A 20,264-nucleotide genomic window follows, 5' to 3' on the forward strand; every position below is an offset into this window, starting at 1 on the left:
GAGAAGAGGAGACGCGTCATCGTGGTCCAACCAAGGAGAGCGCCGTGTACTTGTTGAGATTGCTGTGGATGGTCGTACTGTTCTCCTGTGCCGCTGCGGCTTTGGCCGAGTCCTATCCGGACCGGCCACTACGCCTGGTAGTTCCTTTCGGCGCAGGAGGGAATTCGGATTTCGCTGCACGCCAGATAGGCAAGAGCCTGGGCGATGTACTCGGCCAGACCGTGGTGGTGGAAAACCGGGGTGGAGCCGGCGGCGTCCTGGGTGTCAAGGAAATGCTGGGCTATCCGGCGGACGGCTACACGCTGCTGCTGGGCACCGTCGGTACGCAGATCGTCAATCCCCTGCTGTACAAGAGCCTGCCCTACGATCCGGACAAGCAGCTCGCGCCGGTGGGCCTGGCCACGAACACGCCTTCGGTGCTGGTCGTGCGGGCCAGCCTGCCGGTGCGGAGCCTGGATGAACTGGTCGCCTATGCGCGAGCCCGGCCCGGGGTGTTGAACTATGGCGCGGCGGGAACCCTGCACCTGGGCATGGAGACGCTGAAGGCGAGCTATGGCCTGGACATCGTCAAGGTCCCGTACAAGGGAAGCGGCGAATCGGTCACGGCCGTCGCCGGCGGCCAGATCGACGTGCTGATGGACAGCAGCCAGGTGGTCGGCCCGCAAGTGGCCGCCGGCAAGTTGCGCGCGCTGGCGGTCATGTCCGACCAGCCGCTGGCTTCCGTACCGGGCGTGCCGACGACCGCGCAGCTGGGCGTGCCTGACCTGAAGGCGGGCAACTGGACCGCGCTGTATGTGGCGGCGGGCACGCCGGCGGCCATCCAGGAAACCTTGAGCCGCGCCTTGCAGAAGGTCGTCGCCTCGGCCGAGCTGAAGGCCCGGCTGGCCGAGTACGGCACCCAGCTCTACAAGGGTTCGCCCGAGGAATACCGCACCTTCATCGCTGCCGACAAGGCCAAGGTCCGCCGCCTGGTCGAGATCGCCGGACTTCAGGCGCAATAGCCGCGTTCCGGCGCGGCTTGCCCGCGCCGCCCATTCCTCTATTGGAGAAATCGATGACCACGATGCGGTCTCTTGCCGGCGTCGCGCTGGCCGTCGTCCCCTGCGCCGCCGCGTTGGGCCAGGGCAGCGTGACGATGTACGGGATTTTCGATAATGGCTACCTGTCCGACAAGACTCAGGGCAAGGGTACGATCAATGCGATCAATCCCTCGCTCAGCGTGGCCTCGCGCTGGGGGCTGCGCGGCACCGAGGACCTGGGCAACGGCTGGAAGGCCAACTTCGTGCTGGAGAACGGCTTCACGGGCGACAACGGGCAGCAGGCTTTCGGGCGACTGTTCGGCCGGGCCAGCCATGTGGGGCTGTCGAACCGGCAACTCGGCGAGATCCAGCTTGGGCGGATGGCCAATCTCGGGCTGCTGTTCACCGCCGGCATGATGAGCCCGTTCGGGCCCAGTTTCCAGCAAGCCGCGGTGACCACGACCGCCGCCTACAACACCGGCGATTTCGGCACCACCGCGCGGGCCAACAACGCCGTCTACTATTTTTCGCCCCGCTGGGCGGGCATGCAGGCCGGCCTGGGCTACAGCGTGCAGACGGCAGATGCCGAAATCGCCGGCGGCAGCCGCAACAACCGGATGGCGGACCTGGGACTGCGATACGACGGCGGCCGCTTCAAGGCGGCGGTCAGCTACCAGTACGTCATGCCCGCCAGCACCGCCGGTGCGCGGGGCAAGCCCAGCAACCTGCAGGTGGGCGTGAACCATGACTTCGGCGCGTTCACCCTCTACGGCGGGTACGGCCGGCTGAACGATCCGACGGTGGATCCGGGGGCCAACGGGGCGACCCATTTCGCGGCCACGCACGATCGCGACCATGCCTATCAGGTTGGCGTGAAGGTGCCGGTGGGAGCGGGGAGGGTGCTGCTGGGATACCAGCGGACGACCGGTTCGAAGATCGAGAACTACGGCCTGGCCTATGTCTACGACCTGTCCAAGCGGACCTGGCTGTACGTGTACGCCAACCGGACCGAGTTCCGGCTTTTCTCCGCGGCGGGAGCGACGGCGGGCGATGCCTGGCGCAGGCAGATCGCGATGGGGATCGCGCACCGGTTCTGACCGGTGCGGGATGCGTCTTGGTCGATGCGGACGTCTGGACGGGCACGGCTACTCTTTCAGCTTCAACTCGTCCAGCAGGCGCCCCTTTGAAGCATGATCGGCCGCCACTCGCCGGCTGAATGCCGGCCTATCCAGATACGTGGCAGTCTGCTGCAACTGGTCCGCCATTTGTTGATAGGAGGGGCTGTTGACGATGTCGCGGCATGCTCCTTCGAGCGTGACGAGTACGTCTTGCGGCACGTCCTTGCGTATAAAGATGCCGCCATAGGTGGATGAGTGGACCTTGGAGCCCAATTCGGCGGTCGTCGGCACGTCGGGGAACTCCTTGGTCCGCGCCGTACTGAACACGACGAGCGGTCGGTAGTTGTGCTGGAGCAGCACTGAAGTGGTGACGAGCCCTCCGTCGATCTGTCCCGAGGTGAGATCCGGGAGCAAGGCCGTCTCGCCACGATAGGAAATTTCGGTTGCTCGGACGTTGAGGTCCCGCAGGAATTCCTCCGTCATCAAGTGCGGGGCTGAACCTATGCCCGAATGTCCGTAGCTGAATCGGCCGGGATCCTTCTTCAGCCTGTCGACCAGTGTCCGGATATCTTTAATGTCCGAGCCCGGCGACGCGGCGAGATAGAAAATGTTCTCGAACGTCTGGCATAGCGGTACGAACGATTCGAGTGTGTAGCCGGCATTCTTGTGACGATGGGTCTGTATCGACAGCGGCGTCGCCGGCGTGAAGGCCAGGGTATAACCGTCGGCAGGCGCGTTTGCTACATTTTGCATGGCCAACATGAGACCCGCACCCGCTTTGGTCTCCACCACCACGGGCGTCTTGAGGCGTTGGCTCAGCTGTTGCGCGAACGCTCTCGCCAAAACGTCTACGGTCGACCCGGCGGGAAGCGGCGTGACGATGTTGATAGGCTTGGTCGGGTAGGGCTGAGGGGCGGCGTGAACCGTGAGTGCCGTAGCGGCAATCCCCAACGCGGCGGACAGGCCAAGCCGGGCAAAATTGGGTCTCATGCTTGTCTCCTATTGGTGTTGTCGTTCGTTTTGTCCGATCAGGCCAGGCGCATGGCATCCTTCCTGTCGATTACCGAGAAGCCGGCTTCCTGCAGCAGCTTGTAGATGGTCTCTATCTCCGCTTTCTTGGGTGCGGGCATCGGTGGCCGCATGAAAGGATTGGGGATCAGCCCCCGCAGCCACGTCGCGACCTTGTAGCGCACGTGCAGCCGCCCCATGTCGGCTACGTATTCGTGAAGTTGCGAGAGGCCTCCCTGCCAGATCCGGCACGCGCGTTCAAGATCCCGCTGGTCCCAGGCGTCCAGGTGATCCAACATGTTTTCCATTCCGTAATTCCAGAAACCGCTGAGCGTGCCGTCGAAGAGATCCGTCGCCCGGTATTCATGGAAACGTGAAGCCAGGGCCGCCATGACCGATACGCGCCGAGGCAGCGTTCGCAAGGCTTTGCCTACGATGCGGTAGCCCTCGTAGCCATAGGTCATTTTCCAGCCCACGATATTCGGTATTTCTCGACAGATGGCCAGCGTTGCCTCGACCGGCAGGCCCGGCGTGAAGGGGGCCGCCGACCCGGAAACAGGATGAGTGATGATGGGCAGGTCGACCGCCCGATCCTGCGCCTTGATCTGATCGGCCCAGACCTCGGGATACTTGTCCGCGTCCCAGCACGAGGTGATGTCTTGAGCTCCCCCAGGGGGGGTGACGAAAATGCCGTCCACGCCCAGCGCCTTGGCGTCTCGGGCGGTCTCGACGACTTCTGCAGTTGTCAGCGCCCACGTGCCCGCGATCAAGGGTACCGCGCCATTGTTTTCTTCGACCGCAATTTCGAGCACGCGTCTTTTTTCCTCGCGGGTCAACGTGAAAATTTCGCCCGCCTCGGGATTGATGCAGAGTCCACCCCGTGCGCGAAAGCGGTCGTTCTTCAGGAAATTCTGCAGGAATTTCCGGTACGCCGACTCGTCCACCTTGAGGTCTTCCGTAAATGGCAGTAGCACTGCTGCGTAGCACACGTCACCCAGGGCTTTCTCCATCACCATCTCCTTTTCCCTACTGAAATTTGTAGTGACTACAATTATGAGCACAGTCGGTTTTTGTGAAGATTGGTATTTCCACCTAATCAAGGAAGATGGCCGGGAGAGCCGCGCAGAGGGTCTGGTATCCTGGGCGCGGCCGCTATTTAGAACCTATGGACAAGCACACTGCAGGCGTGAGCCCCAAGCTGGGGCTGCGCGAGCGCAACAAGCTCGAAAAGCTCGACCGCATTCGACGCGCGGCGCAAGAATTATTCGAACAGCAAGGCTTCGATGCGACGACGACTCGGGAGATTGCCGAGCGGGCGGACGTAGGAATCGGCACCCTGTTCATGTATGCGGTGGACAAGCGGGATCTGCTGTTCCTGATTTTCAACGATGCGCTGGACGTGATGGTCGATGAAGCGTTTGCTCGGGTCGACCGGCGCAAGACATTGAGCGCGCAGGCGGCGGCGGTGTTCGCACATTTCTATCAGGTCTTTCATTCCCGCGCCGCGCTCGCCAAGATCCTGCTGCGTGAATTGGTGTTCTTTTCAGAGGGCAGGCAGGCTGCTCAGTATTTGGCGAACCGGCAGCGCATCATGGCCGGTCTGGAGGACTTGGCGAAGGAGGCGATCAGGCGGGGAAGGATCCGGACCACCGAAAGTCCGGAGCAGGTCGCAAAAGTGTTCTTTTTCCTGTATTCGGGCGAGATTCGCCTATGGCTAAGTGCCGATGAGCCGGACCTCGCGCAGGGTATCGAAACCTTGCAGCGGACCTTCGCGTCATATGGGAGGGGACTTGGCGAGACGGTGCGTTGAGCCGACGGCGCGACGCGTGTCCATGATGTCTTCCGCCACTGGCGTGGCGGAGGGCCGCAGGCCGCGGCTCAGCAGCCGCGGCCTGGATGGATGACGAAGCTCTCCTCTGGCTAGTCAATCCGTACGTCGGCCTGCTTGATGATGGCCCGGTATTTAGTGGCTTCGGCCTTGACGAAATCGGCGAAGGCTTGACCTTTCAGGTCCTTGGGCACCGCGCCCATGTTGCGGATGTTGGTCAGCACCGCTTCGTTCTTGAGCGCCGCGGCGGCGGCCGATTGCAGTTTGGCGATGGCCGGGGCCGGGGTTCCGGCCGGCACGAACAGGCCGAACCAGGCTTCGGTGTTGTAGCCCTTGAGCCCCGACTCGTTCAGCGTCGGCACGTCGGGCAACGCCGGTGAACGCTCCAGGCTGCTGACCGCCAGCGCCCGCAGCTTGCCGGCCTGGATTTGCTGCGACACGGTCGGGATGTTGATCATCAGCGCCGAGATTTCCCCGCCCATGACGGCGGTGACGGCAGGCGCAGCGCCTTTGTAGGGTACGTGCGGGATATCTATGCCGGCCATGGAGTTGAAGAGAATGGCCGAGAGGTGCGACAGGCTACCATTGCCGCCCGATCCGACGTTGAGCTTGCCGGGGTTGGCCTTGGCGTAGGCAATGAACTCGCCGATGTTCTTGACCGGCAGCGCGGGGTTGACGACCAGCACATTGGGCGCGCTGGCCAGCAGCGAGACGGTGCTGAAGGCTTTCTCGGAATCATAGGGCAGCTTGCTATAGAGCCCCGGCGTGACGGCGTGGGTACTGGCGTTGCCCAGCAGCACCGTATAACCGTCGGCGGCTGCCTTGGCGGTGATGTCCGAGGCGATGCTGCCGCCTGCGCCTGGCTTGTTTTCGATCACCAGGCTCTGACCCAACACTTCGCCCATGGCCTTGCCTACATTGCGGGCAAGGACGTCAGATCCGTCGCCCGGGGGCGAGGGGACGATCAGGCGGATCGGCCGCTCGGGGTATTCGGCATGGGCGCTATGCGTACTCGCGCCGGCCAGGGTCAGGCCGGCGGCCATAGCGACCGATGTGCGACGCAACGCAGTGACGAAACTCATGGCATTTCCTTGTGGGGGTGGGAAGAGGTCAGCGTACCAGCGCTTGCAGGCCGAAGAATTCGACCGCGTTGCCGGCATAGATGGCTTGTTTGTCGGCGTCGCTGAAGCCGGGCTGTTCGGCCACCAGCTTGCCGATGGATTGTTCGCCCAGCGGGAAGGGGTAATCCGAGCCCAGCATGATGCGGTCGGTGCCCATCACGTCGGCCAGCAGGCGCAGCGCGCCCGGATCGAACACGGCCGAGTCGACGTAGAAGCGCTTGACGTATTCCGAGGGCAGGCGCGGGCAGTCCTTGCGGATGATGTCGCGATGCTTCCAGGCATTGTCCACGCGGCCCAGCATGAAGGCGAACGAACCGCCGCCATGGGCGAAGCAGATCTTCAGCGATTCGGGGATGCGCTCGAAGGCGCCCGACAGGATCAGCGACAGGATGCCGAGCTGCGTTTCGGCGGGCATGGCCACCAGCCAGGGCAGCATCCATTGCTTCATGCGGTTGCCGCCCATCATGTCCCACGGATGCACCAGCAGCGGGATGCCTTCGTTTGCGCAGTGCTGCAGGAACGTGACCAGGCCCTCGTCATCGAGGTCGCGGTCGCCCAGGTGGTTGCCGATCTGCACGCCGTGGTGGCCCATGGCCTTGGCACGCGAGGCTTCGCGGCAGGCGGCGTCGATGTCCTGCAGCGGCACCTGCGCCAGCGCGACCAGGCGCTTGGGCGCGGCGGCACAGAATTCCAGCGCCAGGTCGTTCATGCGCTGGGCCCAGGGCAGGACCTTCTCGGGCGTGAACTCGTAGCCGAACATGATGGGCGTAGCGCAGGTGATCTGGATGTCCACGCCCTGGGCGTCCATCTCGGCCAGCCGCGCCTGCGGGTCCCACAGCGCGTCGTAGACGGGGCGGAAGGGCTTGTCGGCACGCATGATCTGGCCGGTCTTGCCGCCTTCGTCCACGCGCAGCCAGGGGGCGCGCTCGGCGTTCAGGGCGGCGGCTTCTTCCCGTGTGATGCGCGGGAAGTGGTGTGCGTGCATGTCGATTTTCATGGTGTGTACCGGGATGTCTCGTAGTCGTGGCGGGATCAGAGCGGCTTGTAGGCGACGGCCTTGATCTCGATGCGCAGGTGGGGGTGGGGCAACTGGTGCACGGCCACCGTGGTGCGGGCCGGGCCGTCGAAGTCGAAGAACTCGCCGTAGACCTCGTTGTAGCCCCCGAAATCGCCCATGTCGACGAGGAAGGTGCTGATCTCCACCACGTCCGACAGCGAGGCGCCGGCAGTGCCGAGGATGTCCCGGATGTTCTCCAGCACGGCGCGGGTCTGCGCGCGGATGTCGAACTTGGTCGTGCCCATCGCATCGACTTCGACGCCGGCCAGCGAATTGTCGGCGCGGCGCGAACTGGTGCCCGAGACGAACAGGAAATCGCCGGCGCGCTTGATGTGGGGGTACTTGCCGCGGGGTGTGGCCTTGCCTTCGACGACTTTGGCTTGTGTGCTCATGGCTTCTCTCTTGTGTGGAATGCGCCCGTGCAGGAGGGGCGGAATGCTGACCCATGCAAGTCTAGGCAATCCTTCCATGAAAGAAGAATGAATTTATTCGTTGCCGGTATTCAATCTGGCTATGGTGGCAAGACGGAAGGCGCATGCCCTTTCCCCATTCGCAAGACCCTGATAGGAATAGGGGAGGCATAGCCGTATATGATGACCGCCTTCACGACCAAAAACGGGAAGCAGCTCCATGATCGCCATCGAAATTTCCCGCCCTGGCGGGCCCGAAGTCCTGCAAGCCGTCGAACGCCCCACGCCCGTGCCGGGCAAGGGGGAACTCCTGATCAAGGTCGCCGCCGCCGGCGTGAACCGGCCGGACGTGGCGCAGCGCCGCGGCACCTACCCGCCGCCGCCGGGAGCCTCCGACCTTCCCGGCTTGGAAGTGGCCGGCACCGTGGCCGCGTTGGGCGAGGGCGCCGCCGGGTTTGCAGTGGGCGACCCGGTCTGTGCCCTGGTCAACGGCGGCGGCTACGCCGAGTACTGCGCCGTGCCGGCCACCCAGTGCCTGCCCGTACCCGAAGGGCTGAGCATGGTCGAGGCCGCCGGCCTGCCCGAGACCTACTTCACCGTATGGAGCAACGTCTTCATGCGCGGCCGGCTGTCGGGGCAGGAATCGCTGCTGGTGCACGGCGGCGCGAGCGGCATCGGTACCACGGCGGTGCAGCTGGCCAAGGCGCTGGGGCACCCGGTCTATGCCACGGTGGGCAGCGATGAGCGTGTGGCCGCCGTCGAAAAGCTCGGCGCCACGGCGGGGATCAACTACCGCACCCAGGATTTCGTGCAGGAGATCAAGCGGCTGACCGACGGGCGCGGCGTGGACGTGATCCTGGACATGGTGGCGGGCGACTACGTGGCGCGGGACGTCCAGTGCCTGGCCGACGACGGCCGCATCGTGCTGATCGCGCTGCTGGGCGGGGCGCGCGGCGAAATCGACTTCGCCCGCGTGCTCAGCCGCCGCCTGACGATCACCGGTTCGACCTTGAGGCCGCGCTCGGCCCAGTTCAAGGGCGAAGTGGCGGCCGCCCTGCGGCAGAACGTCTGGCCGCTGTTCCAGGCGGGCCGCCTCAAGCCGGTGGTCTACGCCACCTTCCCGCTGCGGGAGGCGGCGCAGGCGCACGCCATGATGGAGTCGGGCGAGCACGTCGGGAAAATCGTCCTGACAGTCTGACCGCGGCGCCAAGCTCCGCCGAGCAGGGGCATTTTTTGCCGCCGGGCCGCCCCAAGGCGAAAAGGCCCCCTCGGGGGGCAGCGACGGCCGAAGGCCTAGCGTGGGGGCATTTTTTGCCGCCGGGCCGCCCCAAGGCGAAAAGGCCCCCTCGGGGGGCAGCGACGGCCGAAGGCCTAGCGTGGGGGCATTTTTTACGACACGGGCTGCAGCAGCGGCCCGGAGCCGATACAATCGAGGTTTTGCCCGCGTATTTTTTGGATTACGCGGGCGTTTTTCGATCCTTGTCGATGGCAACTAAACAGAATATCCGCCGCCTGGTGCTCGGCAACTGGAAGATGCACGGCAGCCTGGCTGCCAACGGGCAACTGCTCTCGGCCATCCGCAGCGCCTGGAACCAGTCGTCCGGCGCCGCTTCTTGCGACGTCGGCGTCTGCGTGCCGTTTCCGTACCTCGCCCAGGCCGAATCCGCCCTGACCGATTCCGACATCGCCTGGGGCGCCCAGGACATCAGCGTCCACCAGCAGGGAGCCTACACCGGCGAAGTCTCCGGCCCCATGCTGGCCGAATTCGGCTGCCGCTATGTGCTGGCCGGCCATTCCGAGCGCCGCAGCATGCATGGCGAAACCAGCCAGGTCGTGGCCGACAAGGCCAAGGCCGCCCTCGGCGCAGGCCTGACGCCGGTGGTCTGCGTGGGCGAAACGCTGGCCGAGCGCGAGGCGGGTCGCACTCTGGCCATCATCGACGAGCAATTGGCCCCCGTACTGGCCCTCGGCAAGGATGCCGTGGCCGCCATGGTCATCGCCTACGAGCCGGTCTGGGCCATTGGCACCGGCAAGACCGCCAGTCCCGAACAGGCCCAGGAAGTGCATGCCGCGATTCGCGCCGCGCTCGAGCGGGTGGGCTGCCCCGGCGTGCGCCTGCTGTACGGCGGCAGCGTCAAGGCGGCCAACGCCGCCGAACTGTTCGCCATGCCCGACATCGACGGCGGCCTGATCGGCGGCGCCTCGCTGGTGGCCGAAGACTTCCTGCGCATCGCCGAGGCGGGCGCAACAACCCGGAGTGCTTGAATGTCCGTACTGCTTACCGTCCTGCTCATCGTGCAGGTCATTTCCGCCCTGACTATCATCGTCCTGGTGCTGCTGCAACAAGGCAAGGGCGCCGACATGGGCTCCGCTTTCGGCGGCGGCTCGGCCGGCAGCCTGTTCGGCGCCGCCGGCGCGGCCAACTTCCTGTCCCGCACCACGAAGTGGGCTGCCGTGGTCTTTTTCATCACGACTGCCGCGCTGGCCTACCTGGGCCGCCCGGCCTCGTCCGTACCGGAAGGCGGCGTGATGGAAAACCACAACCCCGACCAGACCGTGCCGACCGTGCCTGGTTCGACGCCTGCTACGCCGCCGGCCGCGGCGCCCGATGCATCCGTGCCTGCCGTCCCGGCCACTCCGGCTCCGCAGCAGAATGCGCCCGCCCAGCCGGAAACGCCGAAAAAGTAAGGAAGCTTCCTTAAGAGCCCGCAAATGTTATATACTAGCGGGCTCACGCAAGCCGTCGTGGTGGAATTGGTAGACACGCTATCTTGAGGGGGTAGTGGCGAAAGCTGTGCGAGTTCGAGTCTCGCCGACGGCACCAGGATTCAAACTTTCAGCCTGTCCTGAAAGCCCGAAAACCCGCGAATCTCCATGAGATCGCGGGTTTTTTTGCATCGGACCGCCCAACGCAGGACGTGCCCGGCGTCAGCGCGGCGGTGCCTTGTGGCGCTGGCCCTCGCTGGGCTTGCTCCGGAAGGGATAGGCGCTGCCTGTGCCGGCCGCATCCTTGGGCGGAATGCGCAGCGACAGCACCATGGTCGTGGCCAGGATGAGGCCCGTGGCGGCGAGCGACCACAGAACCGGGATGTGGTAGAGGTCGATCAGCAGCATCTTCACGCCTATCAGCACCAACACCAGGGCCAGTCCATAGGGCAGCAGGTGGAACCGCTCCTGCATGCCGGCCAGCAGGAAATACATGGCGCGCAGGCCCAGGATGGCGAACACGTTGGACGTGAGCACGATGAACGGGTCGGTGGTGATGGCGAAGATTGCAGGGATGGAATCCACCGCGAACACCACGTCGACGATGCCGATCAGCAGCAGCACCATCAGCAGCGGCGTGGCGACTTTCTGCCCGTCCACGCGCGTGAAGAAACGCTCGCCGTCGTAATCGGGAGCGATGCGTATGCGGGCGCGGAGCCAGCGCAGCGCGGGGTTGTTCTCGAGGTCCGGCTCCTGGCCGGCGGCCCACCACATCTTCGCGCCGGTGAACACCAGGAACGCGCCGAAGACATACAGGATCCAGTGGAAGCGGGCGATCATCCACGCTCCCACCAGTATCAATATGGCGCGTAATACCAGTGCCCCGAGAATGCCCAGCATCAACACGCGCTTCTGGAACTCGGCAGGCACCGCGAAGTAGGTGAACAGCATCAGGAAGACGAAAATGTTGTCCACCGCCAGCGCCTTCTCCACCAGGTAGCCGGTGATGAATTCCAGCGCCTTGTCGTTGGCCATTGCACGCGTGCCGGCATCGTCGCCCATGCCGCCCAGCCACCACCACACCAGGCCGACGAAGACGAAGCTGGTGGCCACCCAGATGAGCGACCAGATGGCGGCTTCGCGCAGGGAGACCTTGTGCGCACCCTGGCGGTTCAACGCAAAGAAATCGATGAGCAGGGCGACGAGGACGAAGGCCGCGAACAGCGACCACAGCAGCGGGGTGCCCGTGGATACCATGGGGAGACCTCTATCGGTTAGATAGTTGACGAAAGACTCGTCCGGTCTCGCCGTCCGCGAAAAACGCGGTCCGCCGCGCCGGGAGGCTGCAGCCCGTGGGCGGCCCGTCTCCGTACTGACGACGCTGCGGGAACGTATGCCGCTCCGGCTACTCCCCGTGAGAGAGCTTAGATTTAATCAAGCATGGGCGGCGTCTGTCAACGGCCGGCCGGGGCCCATCCCCCGGGGGCCGGCTCGACCGACGCCGGCGCTGCCTTGATCCGCCGCCGCCAGCGCTCGACGCGCGTGCCTACCGTCAGGTTGAGCGCCGCGGCTGCCGCCAGGCTGGCAACGACGACTGCCACTACTGCGGCCGCAGGATGCGCGGCCTTGAATCCCGCCGCCAGGTGCTCGAACAGCAGGATGACCAGCATGTGCGAGATATAGAGCGGATAACTGAGCTCGCCTATCGCGCGGTCCCATTTATGGCGGCATTGGAAGATGAATGCCAGCGGCAGCAGCGCGACGGCCACCGCGAGAAACAGCGCGTCGCGCAACGTGGGCGCAATCGGCATGTGGAAATGCGCCACCGTATAGACCACCAGCGCTCCCACGGCCAGTGCGGGCAACCTCGGCAGCCGCGTGCACAGCCGTTCGAGTCGCGGCAACAGGACCTGCTGCGACAGCGCGCCGGCCAGGAACAACGCGAGCTCCGATGGAAAGAAGCGGTAGGTCCACGGGTCGGCGCGGCCGATACCGGTGGCGATCAGCGCGGCGCGCAGCGCCAGCGAGGCCAGCAGCGCCAGCCACAGCCACCGGCGCGACATCAGCAGGAAGGGAGCCACCAGATAGAAGGCGAGCTCCACGGACAATGTCCATGCCTGCGGCACGAGCAGGCCTTCATGCAGCGGCACGTCGCTGTCCATGAAGCTGCCGGTCAGCGCCAGCTGGCCATCGTGGACGCCCATGAACATGACCCAGTCCTGCCCGACGAGCAGGGCGTTGGACAGCAACAGCACCGCGGCCGCATCGCTCGGGATCTCGCCATAGCGCGACAGGAAATCGGTGCCCAGGGCCGCATGGGCAATCAGCGTGAGCAGGGCGACGACGAGGTAGGGTGGGTACAGGCGCAGGAAGCGGTTCTGGTAGAACCTGAGCTGGGCGTGCCGGTACGTATCGGTGGCCGTGAGCACGTAAGAGATCAGGAAACCGGAGATCAGATAAAAGGTCTGGACCGCCAGGCGTCCGCCCAGCAGGGTCTCCCTGTCTCCGCCCCATACGTGATCGAGCAGCACCGAGAAGGCCAGCAGCGTGCGCAACAGTCCCAAGATCGCTCCTTTGTCGCCATTCATGCCATGGCGCGGCGCGGGCGAAGTCGCCGCACACACCACTGCCTATCGAGGCGGATTGTGCGATGGGGCGCTTGGAGGCCGCCATGCTCCATTTGGCTTCATGTGGCAGGCGTGGGCACTCCGGGTAACCCCGGTCCGGGCGGTCCGCCGGCGTGCACGCGAGCATGGCGGACGAGGCGCCTAAGCCTTGTGGGGGAGGCGCCGCTCGTGCCGTTGGACGGCGCGCGGTCCGGCCGGCGCATGGGGCCCCAGTTATAATTCCGCCACTCGCCCTCCACCGACGGAAGCCCGTGAATGCCCCCTTTCATTCCGCCGTTGAACGCGTTGCTTGCTTTCGAGGCGACCGCCCGCCACTTGAGTTTCACGAAGGCGGCCAATGAGCTGCATCTGACCCAGGCGGCGATCAGCCACCAGATCCGCTCGCTGGAGGACCGCCTGGGCACGGCGCTGTTTGTCCGCGCCAAGGGCAAGATCTCCCTGACCACTCCCGGCGCCGAATACCTGGAAGCCGTCAGCAGCCTGCTGGTGGAGCTGTCGACCGCGACCGACCGCGTCAGCCAGGGGGGGAACGAACATACGCTCTCCATCAGTTGCCTGCCGACTTTCGCGACGGAATGCCTGATTCCGTTGCTGCCCGAATTCCGCGAGGCCTATCCGCATCTGCGTCTCCAGCTATCGACCACGTCGGCCTTCGATGCTTTCCAGATCAATGCCTACGACGTGGCGATCCGCTATGGATCGGGCAAGTGGGATGGGGTCAAGTGCGACTGGCTGTGCGACGAGCATTTCTTTCCCGCGATGTCGCCGCGCTTGCTGCAAGGCAAGGAAGGGAAAGAGCCCGCGGCGATCCTGGCCGAGACCACGTGGCTGCGCACGTATTTCACCTCCCTGTACGAGGACGACTGGCCCGAGTGGCTGGCGGCGGCGGGCCTGGGCGACACGCAGCCCCGCATGGAGCTCGGCATGCACATGCAGCTCACCTCGCTCGCGGGAGCGGTGGAGGGGCTGGGCGTGGTGATCGCGCGCACGCCGCTGGTCAATCGCGCGCTGCGCAGCGGCACGCTGGTGTCGCCTTTCGGCCCTCGGCTGAAATCGAAGTCGGCCTACTACCTGGCTACGCCAGAGAGCCGCTACGAACACCAGAAGGTGGCCTGTTTCCGGTCTTGGCTGCTGGAGCGCGCGGCCGGGCATTTCCGCATGGAGCCCGAGGCGCTGTTCGGCCATGGCTAGCGAGTTCGCACAGTTCGTCGAGTCCTGCCTGGCGCGGCGCGCAAGCCGCTACCCGCATCGGCTCGCGCTGGCGGATACCGGCGGCGCGATGCTCGACGGGCGCGGCCTGTACGAGCAGGCTCGCGCGGTGGCGCGGTCGCTGCCGCCGCCGAGCGGGACGGAACCGCCGCTGTACCTGCTGCCTTCGGCCAACGGCGTCGACAAGATCGTGCTGTGGCTGGGCGCGTGGATGGCGGGCGCGGCCGTGCTCAACATCGACATGGACTATCTGCCGGCCGAGACGGCGCGGGCCCTGCTGGCCACCGCGCGGCCGTCGGGCATGCTGTCGCTCGCGCCGTCGGGGGCGCAGTGCCTGCCGCTGGCGCAGGAGACCGGCGCGCCGGCGATGCCGGCGGGCACGGTGCTGGTCAATTGCACGTCGGGGACGACGGGCATGCCAAAGCTGGTCTATCAGTCCGCCACGGCGCTGCGGCACAACGGCGACGTCTCGGCGCGCCTGATGGAACTGGACGAAGGCGAGCCCTGCCTGGAAGTACGGGGCATGAATTGGTATTCGGCGCAGATCCTGAGCCTGATGCCCTTTCTTTCCGTGGGTACGCAGCTGCATGTCGCGCCGAGGTTCTCCGCGTCGAAGCTGACCGGCTGGCTGGCCGAGCGGGAGATCCGCTTCATGCCCATGGTGCCGAGCATGGTGCGCATCATGCTCGGAGTGGTTCGGGGATTGCCCGCCTCGCTCGCGAGGTACTCGTGCAGTTCCTCGGAATTGGCCGCGTCGCTGTGGCAGCGGGCGGAAGAGACGTGGAGCATTCCGCTCATCAACCTGTATGGCAGTTCCGAGCTGGGTTGGATCTGTGGCTCGGACGAGGGCGCGAGGCAGATCGGCCGCGTGGGATTCCCGGTCGCCGGCGTGCGAGTGGCCGTGCGGCGCGAAGCCGACGCGGCGGCCGGCGAGCCGGGGCGGATACTGGTGTCGACGCCCTATGCGGCGCTGGCCACGCGTGCCGTGGGCGGCGCCGCGCAGAGGCTCGGCGATACGCAGGTCGACACGCAGGACCTGGGCTGTTTCGACGCGACCGGCCGGCTGGCGCTCATGGGCCGGGCCGACGACATGATCCTGCGCGGCGGGGTGAATATCCACCCAAGCGATATCGAGCGCCATATCGAGCAAGTGCCCGGCGTGCGGCAGGCCGTGGTCTTCGGCGTGGACGACGCCACGTACGGGGCTGTGGCGGGCTGTGCCTTCACCGGCGCGCCAGGAGTGCAGGCCGATGACCTGGCCATACGCCTGGCGACGGAATTGCCGGCTGCGTGGCAGCCGGTCTACTGGTGGAAGCTGGACAGCATTCCGCTGGCGGCCAACGGCAAGATTTCGCGCCGCCAGCTCAGGCAGCGGCTGACGGAGTCGCTTCCGCCACCACTTGCACCTCGATCTGGGCGCCGAAGTGCAGCGGCCCCACTGGAACCACCGTGCGCGCACACCGGTGCGCATCCAGGCGGCGGCGGTAAAGCCGGTTGAATTCGTCCCACAGGGCGATGTCCGACAGATAGACCGTGCATTGCACGACCTGGGCCAGGCCGAGGCCGCCCTCGGCCAGGATCGCCTCGATGCGTTCGAAGCAGGTATCGAACTGGGTGGCGAAGTCCTGGCCGCGCGCCAGGTCGGGCAGAACGCCCGACAAATACACCAGGTGGCCCGTCTGCATGGCATAGACGTAGTGGCCCGCGGGGGCGGCGAGGCGGGTGACGGGCCAGGGGGTCATGCGCCGCCTCCGCTGAAGGCGACGGCCGCCACAATGGCGACCACGACCGCCGCTGCGACGTAGATCCAGGCGCGCGACACGGGCGCAGGTACCACGGACCCGGTGGCGGCGCTGCCTGCATGACCCCGTGGATCCGTCGTCGCCGCAGCGGTCGTGGCGTCCGCGTCCGGGCCGGTGATGACCTGGTCCAGCCGCTGGAAAAATTCATCCGCCATTTTCTTTGCCACGCCGTCGATCACGCGCGCCCCGACCTGGGCCAGCTTGCCGCCGACCTGGGCTTTCACCTGGTAGGCCAGGACGGTGCCGCCCGGGGCATCGCTGAGCGCGACGCTGGCCGCGCCCTTGCCGAAGCCGGCGGCCCCGCCGGTGCCGTTGAAGCTCAGGTCGTACGACGTGTCGGCTATCTTGTTCTGCAGCGTGAGGTCCCCCACGAACCTGGCCTTGATGAAACCCACGGCCGCGACCATGGCGACCTTGTAGCGGTCGGGTCCGGTCGCTTCGATGGACTCGCAGCCCGGGATGCAGGCCTTGAGGACTTCGGGGTCGTTCAGGCAGCGCCAGACTTCATTGCGCGGGGCTTCGATCAGGCGCTCGGCGGCCATTTCCATGCAGTGTGCTCCTCAGTCGCGGGCGCCGGCGCGCTTGGCGGCCAGCCGCACCGCGGCGGTGATTTCCGGGTAGGTGCCGCAGCGGCACAGGTTGCCGGACAGGTAATGTTCGATCTGGGCCTCGGTGGGGTCGGGATGGGCTTCGAGCAGCTTGCGCGTCATCATCACGAAGCCAGGCGTGCAGAAACCGCACTGGAAGGCGCCACAATCGATGAAGGCCTGCTGGATGGGGTCGAGTTCGCCGCCGGCGGTGTTGAGCGCTTCGAGGGTCTCGACCTGTTTGCCCTGCAATTTCCAGGCGGGATAGAGGCAACCCGAGGCCGGCGCGCCGTCCACGTAGATGGTGCAGCAACCGCACAAGCCCTGGCCGCAGCTTTCGCGGGCGCCTTTCAGGCCGCAGCGGCCGAGCATGTCGATGGCGTTGTCGCGCACATCCACGTGGCGGCGTTCGGGGCGGCCATTGAGTTCGAATTCGATGTCGATGTGATGGGTGCTCACAGCTGGGCCCTCTCGTTGTTGCGCATGCCTTCCCAGATCTTCTCGGGGCGGATGGGCAGTTGCGTGATGCGGACGCCCACGGCGTCCTCGATGGCCGCGGCCAGGGCCGAGGCGACGCCGAAGGTCGCGCTTTCGCCCACGCCCTTGCCGCCGAAGGGACCGTTGGACTGGTAGGCGTCCACCGCCTCGCGGCCGATGGCGCGCGGGATGTCCTGGATGCCGGGGATCTTGTATTCCGACAGGCCGGCGTTGCGCAGCTGGCCCTGTTCGTCGAATTCCATCTCCTCCAGCGTGACCGTGCCGAGCTGCATGATGGCGGCGCCGCTGATCTGGGTCTGGACGACCAGCGGATTGAGGGCGGTGCCGCAGTCGACGACGTTTTCCATCCGCAGGATGGTGTACATGCCGGTCTCGGTATCGACTTCGACCTCCATGGCGGTGCCGCCTATCATCCAGTTGGGCGTGATGTCTTCGGATTGGCCGGTGTTCTTGTCCGGCGACTGATAGGTAGGCTTGTAGACGCCGGTACCGATGACCGTGCCGGCCTGCATGCCGAACTTGCGGACGAACAGCGTGCCGAGGTCCGCCGGATCGATACGCTCCACGCCGACCTCCTTGGCCATCGCCAGCAACTTGGCGAGCGCGTCTTCGGCGGCCAGGCGGACGGCGTGGCCCATGTGGAACGTCGACCGCGAACCCAGCGTCGCCATGTCGTAGGGCGAGGCATCGGTGTCCGGATTGACCACCGACACCGATTCCGCCGGCACGCCCAGCACTTCGGAAACGATCATGGCCATCAACGTATCCGAGCCCTGGCCCATGTCGACGGTATTGCATTGCACGCTGCAACTGCCGTCTGCAGCCACCGACACGGCAGCCACCGACGTGGTGGGAGAGACACAGGCCTTGATGCCCACCCCTATGCCGCGCCCGCGCCGGAAACGCCCCGTCGTCCGTTCGAAGGGCTTGTTCCAGCCGAAGCGTTCCGCCACGCGATTGAGCACCTGCGAAATCGCGGCATCCTTCATGACGGTGCCGGTGGCGTGGCGCTTGCCGTCGGACAGCACGTTGCGCAGGCGGAACTCGACGGGGTCGATGCCCATTTCCCGCGCCATGATGTCGGCCTGGCTTTCATAAGCCCATACCAGCTGCGGGATGCCGAAACCGCGGAAAGCGCCGGCCGGGGGCCGGTTGGTATAGACCGCGACCGAGGTGACGTCGACGTGTTCGATGTCGTAGGGGCCGGGGGCGGTGAAGCCGGACTTCTGCGTGACGCGCGGTCCGATGTCGGCATAGGCGCCGCCGTTCCAGATTACCTCGCAGCGGCGCGCGACGATGCGGCCGTTTTCGTCCACCGCCGATTCGATGTTGAAGGTGGTCGGGTGGCGGGTAATGGTGTAGAACTGTTCGGCCATCGTCAACGCGACCCGTACCGGCCGCTGGCACAGCATGCTCAGAGCCACCGCCAGCGGCTCGAGCTTGACGTAGAGCTTGCAGCCGAAGCCGCCGCCCAGGAACGCGGTCTTGATCGTGACCTGGTTCTCGCGCCAGCCCAGCAGGCGCGCGATCTCGGTGCGGGCGAACGAGGGAGTCTGGCTGGCCGTGTAGACATACGCGTGCGCGCTGTGCACGTCGGCCACCGACACCATGGGCTCGAGCGGCACGTGCATGACCTGGTGGGTCTTGAATGTGTTCTTGAATACGCGGTGGGCGGTCTTGAAGGCCGCTTCGACATCGCCCTTCTTGACGCCGAACGTCAGTGCCACGTTGGTGTCTCGGATGCCGTTCAGGTGCTTGAGGTCGGCAAAGGTACCGGCTGGCCGCAGGGAGTCGTGCACGTAGACGTCCGAGCGCATGGCCTCGATCTCGTCCAGCACCGCGGGCAGCTCTTCGATGTCGGCCTGCACCAGGCCGGCCGCGTCCTCGGCCACGTGGGGCGATTCGGCCACGACCACAGCCACGGGTTCGCCCACATAGCGGACCTTGTCGATTGCGAGAATGGGTTGATCGTGGAAGGCGGGGCCGTAGTAGGGCTCGGGAATGATCTTGAGGATATCCGCACCGGTGAATACGCCATACACGCCCGGAACGGCAAGCGCGTCCGCCGTGTCGATTCCAACGAGACGGCCGTGGGCAACGTGGCTGCGTACGATCTTGGCATGCAGCATGCCTGGCAGCGATACGTGGTGAGTGTAGTTGGCGCGGCCGGTGACCTTGTCGACGGCCTCGAGGCGCCTCAGGCCTTTGCCGAGCCGGGTAAGGGGAGGGCGTTCTGTCGTCATGCTTGTCTCGCTGCCGGTTTGGGGGCCTGCAGGGCCCGCTCGAAGACCTCGGGAAGATAGGCGCGCAGCAGGGCCTGCTTGTATTCCATGCTGCCGTGGCTGTCGGGAACCAGCGTGGACTCGTCTACCGCCGCCCGCGCGGCGCGCCGGCCCAGCTCCGCCGACCAGGACTGGCCTTCGAGCACGGCTTCGGCTTGCTGCAGGCGCATGGGGCGGTCGGTGGCGGCACCGATGAATAGCCGGACCCGCGCGATCCGGCTGCCGTCCAGGTCGAAAGCTGCCGCGATGCCCAGGGTGGGCCAGTCGTGGCGGGCGCGGGTGGTGACCTTCTTGTAGTAGGCACAGGCGGGCTGGCGAGGAATCACGAGCCCGACGATGAGCTCGTCGGCTTCCAGCGAGGTCTCGTAGTATCCCTGGTAGAGCTGGTCCACCGCGATCTCGCGGGTACCGCGTACGCTCTGCGCGACCACCCGGGCGCCGAGGGCGCTGAGCACGGGGGGCAGGTCCATGTGAGGATCGCCGTGCGACAGATAGCCGCCTATCATCGCGACGTTGCGCACACGGGGGTTGGCCAGGGTGGCGAACACCTGCGGCAGCAGCGGGTGGGAGGCGCACAGGCCCGCGTGGCGCTCCATCTCGCCCAGCGTGGCCAGCCCGTCGATGCGCGCCTGGCCGTCGTCGCCGACGCGGATCTTGCGCAGGCCGTCGCGCAGGCCCTCGAGGCTGACCAGGCTGTCCACGTTCAGGACGCCGGCGCGGCGCATCAGCGAAATCGCAGTCGCGCCGCTCACCGGGCGGCCGGCAAAACCGGGCGCGGCAATGATCTTGAGCGCGTCGTCCAGGGTGGACGGTTGCAGCAGTTCAAAAGGGGACATGTCGTGTTCCTCTGTCCGGATCCGGGGACCTAGGGCGTGTTCACACTAAATGAATTTGCTCGTATACTTCGGGTATGGAAATCACCGAAGCCCAATATCAGCAGATCGAGCACTGTTTGCCGCGACAGCGCGGCAACGTCAGCCTGACGAATCTGC

At 65.8% G+C, this 20,264-nt stretch carries 19 protein-coding genes, 1 tRNA gene and 1 pseudogene; 9 read left to right on the plus strand and 12 right to left on the minus strand.

Annotation, left to right across the window (positions count from 1 at the left end; genetic code table 11):
* Positions 1-44 precede the first annotated feature (44 nt).
* On the plus strand, positions 45-1,001 hold the full coding sequence (locus CDO44_RS03375) for a tripartite tricarboxylate transporter substrate binding protein (RefSeq protein WP_233146022.1): 957 nt from the start codon (positions 45-47) through the stop codon (positions 999-1,001).
* A 53-nt stretch (positions 1,002-1,054) separates the two neighbouring features.
* Positions 1,055-2,116 carry a porin gene (locus tag CDO44_RS03380; RefSeq protein WP_087778924.1) on the plus strand — a complete coding sequence of 354 codons (1,062 nt, stop codon included), beginning with the start codon at positions 1,055-1,057 and terminating at the stop codon, positions 2,114-2,116.
* Positions 2,117-2,164: 48 nt separating this feature from the next.
* Here CDO44_RS03380 and CDO44_RS03385 read toward each other — a convergent pair whose 3' ends face one another.
* Positions 2,165-3,127 (minus strand): tripartite tricarboxylate transporter substrate binding protein, encoded by a 963-nt coding sequence (locus CDO44_RS03385; protein ID WP_087778926.1) that lies wholly within the window; start codon positions 3,125-3,127, stop codon positions 2,165-2,167.
* 38 nt (positions 3,128-3,165) lie between these two features.
* Positions 3,166-4,155: a dihydrodipicolinate synthase family protein gene (locus CDO44_RS03390; RefSeq protein ID WP_233146023.1), complete on the minus strand. Its 990-nt coding sequence runs from the start codon at positions 4,153-4,155 to the stop codon at positions 3,166-3,168.
* A gap of 155 nt (positions 4,156-4,310) precedes the next feature.
* On the opposite strand from CDO44_RS03390, the gene CDO44_RS03395 reads away from it, so the two are divergent.
* The gene (locus CDO44_RS03395) at positions 4,311-4,955 is read left to right on the plus strand and encodes a TetR/AcrR family transcriptional regulator (protein WP_087778960.1); all 645 of its coding nucleotides are present in this window, start codon (positions 4,311-4,313) and stop codon (positions 4,953-4,955) included.
* Between the two features lie 110 nt (positions 4,956-5,065).
* Here the strand turns inward: CDO44_RS03395 and CDO44_RS03400 are convergent, their stop codons facing one another.
* Genes CDO44_RS03400 through CDO44_RS03410 form a run of 3 tightly spaced genes read right to left on the minus strand, consistent with a single transcriptional unit; the run spans position 5,066 to position 7,543 of the window.
* On the minus strand, positions 5,066-6,055 hold the full coding sequence (locus tag CDO44_RS03400; RefSeq protein ID WP_158213195.1) for a tripartite tricarboxylate transporter substrate binding protein: 990 nt from the start codon (positions 6,053-6,055) through the stop codon (positions 5,066-5,068).
* A gap of 28 nt (positions 6,056-6,083) precedes the next feature.
* Entirely contained in the window at positions 6,084-7,079 is a 996-nt protein-coding gene (locus CDO44_RS03405) for an amidohydrolase family protein (protein ID WP_198951286.1), read from the minus strand.
* A 47-nt stretch (positions 7,080-7,126) separates the two neighbouring features.
* A complete protein-coding gene (locus CDO44_RS03410; protein WP_087778933.1) occupies positions 7,127-7,543 on the minus strand; it encodes a RidA family protein in 417 nt (138 codons plus the stop codon).
* Positions 7,544-7,781: 238 nt separating this feature from the next.
* On the opposite strand from CDO44_RS03410, the gene CDO44_RS03415 reads away from it, so the two are divergent.
* The 4 genes from CDO44_RS03415 to CDO44_RS03430 all read left to right on the plus strand — a co-directional run bounded on the left by CDO44_RS03415 (position 7,782) and on the right by CDO44_RS03430 (position 10,385).
* Complete coding sequence (locus CDO44_RS03415; RefSeq protein ID WP_087778935.1) at positions 7,782-8,759, plus strand: NAD(P)H-quinone oxidoreductase; 978 nt, start codon at positions 7,782-7,784, stop codon at positions 8,757-8,759.
* A 287-nt stretch (positions 8,760-9,046) separates the two neighbouring features.
* Positions 9,047-9,826: a triose-phosphate isomerase gene (gene tpiA / locus CDO44_RS03420; protein WP_087778937.1), complete on the plus strand. Its 780-nt coding sequence runs from the start codon at positions 9,047-9,049 to the stop codon at positions 9,824-9,826.
* Positions 9,827-10,249 carry a preprotein translocase subunit SecG gene (gene secG / locus CDO44_RS03425; protein ID WP_087778940.1) on the plus strand — a complete coding sequence of 141 codons (423 nt, stop codon included), beginning with the start codon at positions 9,827-9,829 and terminating at the stop codon, positions 10,247-10,249.
* A 51-nt stretch (positions 10,250-10,300) separates the two neighbouring features.
* Positions 10,301-10,385 (plus strand) — tRNA-Leu (locus tag CDO44_RS03430).
* Positions 10,386-10,489: 104 nt separating this feature from the next.
* Here the strand turns inward: CDO44_RS03430 and CDO44_RS03435 are convergent.
* Positions 10,490-11,524: a TerC family protein gene (locus tag CDO44_RS03435; RefSeq protein ID WP_087778942.1), complete on the minus strand. Its 1,035-nt coding sequence runs from the start codon at positions 11,522-11,524 to the stop codon at positions 10,490-10,492.
* A 197-nt stretch (positions 11,525-11,721) separates the two neighbouring features.
* Entirely contained in the window at positions 11,722-12,831 is a 1,110-nt protein-coding gene (locus CDO44_RS03440; RefSeq protein ID WP_087778962.1) for an acyltransferase, read from the minus strand.
* A 318-nt stretch (positions 12,832-13,149) separates the two neighbouring features.
* Here CDO44_RS03440 and CDO44_RS03445 point away from each other — a divergent pair, with 318 nt between their 5' ends.
* Both CDO44_RS03445 and CDO44_RS28315 read left to right on the plus strand, forming a co-directional pair.
* Positions 13,150-14,085, plus strand: coding sequence for a LysR substrate-binding domain-containing protein (locus CDO44_RS03445; protein WP_087778944.1), 936 nt, complete (start codon positions 13,150-13,152; stop codon positions 14,083-14,085).
* Positions 14,078-15,058, plus strand: a pseudogene (locus tag CDO44_RS28315) (AMP-binding protein); the annotation flags it as partial. The gene CDO44_RS03445 and the pseudogene CDO44_RS28315, both read left to right, overlap by 8 nt.
* A gap of 409 nt (positions 15,059-15,467) precedes the next feature.
* Here CDO44_RS28315 and CDO44_RS27975 read toward each other — a convergent pair.
* The 5 genes from CDO44_RS27975 to CDO44_RS03475 are packed head-to-tail and all read right to left on the minus strand — an operon-like array spanning position 15,468 to position 20,108.
* Complete coding sequence (locus CDO44_RS27975) at positions 15,468-15,845, minus strand: RidA family protein (RefSeq protein WP_087778948.1); 378 nt, start codon at positions 15,843-15,845, stop codon at positions 15,468-15,470.
* Positions 15,842-16,453 carry a CoxG family protein gene (locus CDO44_RS03460; RefSeq protein ID WP_087778950.1) on the minus strand — a complete coding sequence of 204 codons (612 nt, stop codon included), beginning with the start codon at positions 16,451-16,453 and terminating at the stop codon, positions 15,842-15,844. Before CDO44_RS03460 ends, CDO44_RS27975 begins: the two co-directional genes overlap by 4 nt.
* A 12-nt stretch (positions 16,454-16,465) precedes the next feature.
* On the minus strand, positions 16,466-16,951 hold the full coding sequence (locus CDO44_RS03465; RefSeq protein WP_233146024.1) for a (2Fe-2S)-binding protein: 486 nt from the start codon (positions 16,949-16,951) through the stop codon (positions 16,466-16,468).
* Positions 16,948-19,233, minus strand: a complete 2,286-nt coding sequence (locus CDO44_RS03470) for a xanthine dehydrogenase family protein molybdopterin-binding subunit (RefSeq protein ID WP_087778952.1) — start codon at positions 19,231-19,233, stop codon at positions 16,948-16,950. The genes CDO44_RS03465 and CDO44_RS03470 overlap by 4 nt, the downstream gene beginning before the upstream one ends.
* A complete protein-coding gene (locus tag CDO44_RS03475) occupies positions 19,230-20,108 on the minus strand; it encodes a xanthine dehydrogenase family protein subunit M (protein WP_087778954.1) in 879 nt (292 codons plus the stop codon). Before CDO44_RS03475 ends, CDO44_RS03470 begins: the two co-directional genes overlap by 4 nt.
* Positions 20,109-20,264 lie beyond the last annotated feature (156 nt).

Source organism: Pigmentiphaga sp. NML080357, assembly GCF_002188465.1.
GTDB lineage: Bacteria > Pseudomonadota > Gammaproteobacteria > Burkholderiales > Burkholderiaceae_B > Pigmentiphaga.

Excerpts from the sequence above, each read along its gene's own strand:
- CDO44_RS03395 (WP_087778960.1), top strand. The coding sequence starts at position 4,311 with ATGGACAAGCACACTGCAGGCGTGAGCCCCAAGCTGGGGCTGCGCGAG.
- CDO44_RS03400 (WP_158213195.1), bottom strand. The coding sequence starts at position 6,055 with ATGAGTTTCGTCACTGCGTTGCGTCGCACATCGGTCGCTATGGCCGCC.
- CDO44_RS03475 (WP_087778954.1), bottom strand. The coding sequence starts at position 20,108 with ATGTCCCCTTTTGAACTGCTGCAACCGTCCACCCTGGACGACGCGCTC.
- tpiA (WP_087778937.1), top strand. The coding sequence starts at position 9,047 with ATGGCAACTAAACAGAATATCCGCCGCCTGGTGCTCGGCAACTGGAAG.
- CDO44_RS03405 (WP_198951286.1), bottom strand. The coding sequence starts at position 7,079 with ATGCACGCACACCACTTCCCGCGCATCACACGGGAAGAAGCCGCCGCC.
- CDO44_RS03410 (WP_087778933.1), bottom strand. The coding sequence starts at position 7,543 with ATGAGCACACAAGCCAAAGTCGTCGAAGGCAAGGCCACACCCCGCGGC.
- CDO44_RS03445 (WP_087778944.1), top strand. The coding sequence starts at position 13,150 with ATGCCCCCTTTCATTCCGCCGTTGAACGCGTTGCTTGCTTTCGAGGCG.
- secG (WP_087778940.1), top strand. The coding sequence starts at position 9,827 with ATGTCCGTACTGCTTACCGTCCTGCTCATCGTGCAGGTCATTTCCGCC.
- CDO44_RS03415 (WP_087778935.1), top strand. The coding sequence starts at position 7,782 with ATGATCGCCATCGAAATTTCCCGCCCTGGCGGGCCCGAAGTCCTGCAA.
- CDO44_RS03460 (WP_087778950.1), bottom strand. The coding sequence starts at position 16,453 with ATGGAAATGGCCGCCGAGCGCCTGATCGAAGCCCCGCGCAATGAAGTC.
- CDO44_RS03380 (WP_087778924.1), top strand. The coding sequence starts at position 1,055 with ATGACCACGATGCGGTCTCTTGCCGGCGTCGCGCTGGCCGTCGTCCCC.
- CDO44_RS03385 (WP_087778926.1), bottom strand. The coding sequence starts at position 3,127 with ATGAGACCCAATTTTGCCCGGCTTGGCCTGTCCGCCGCGTTGGGGATT.
- CDO44_RS03435 (WP_087778942.1), bottom strand. The coding sequence starts at position 11,524 with ATGGTATCCACGGGCACCCCGCTGCTGTGGTCGCTGTTCGCGGCCTTC.
- CDO44_RS27975 (WP_087778948.1), bottom strand. The coding sequence starts at position 15,845 with ATGACCCCCTGGCCCGTCACCCGCCTCGCCGCCCCCGCGGGCCACTAC.
- CDO44_RS03470 (WP_087778952.1), bottom strand. The coding sequence starts at position 19,233 with ATGACGACAGAACGCCCTCCCCTTACCCGGCTCGGCAAAGGCCTGAGG.
- CDO44_RS03390 (WP_233146023.1), bottom strand. The coding sequence starts at position 4,155 with ATGGAGAAAGCCCTGGGTGACGTGTGCTACGCAGCAGTGCTACTGCCA.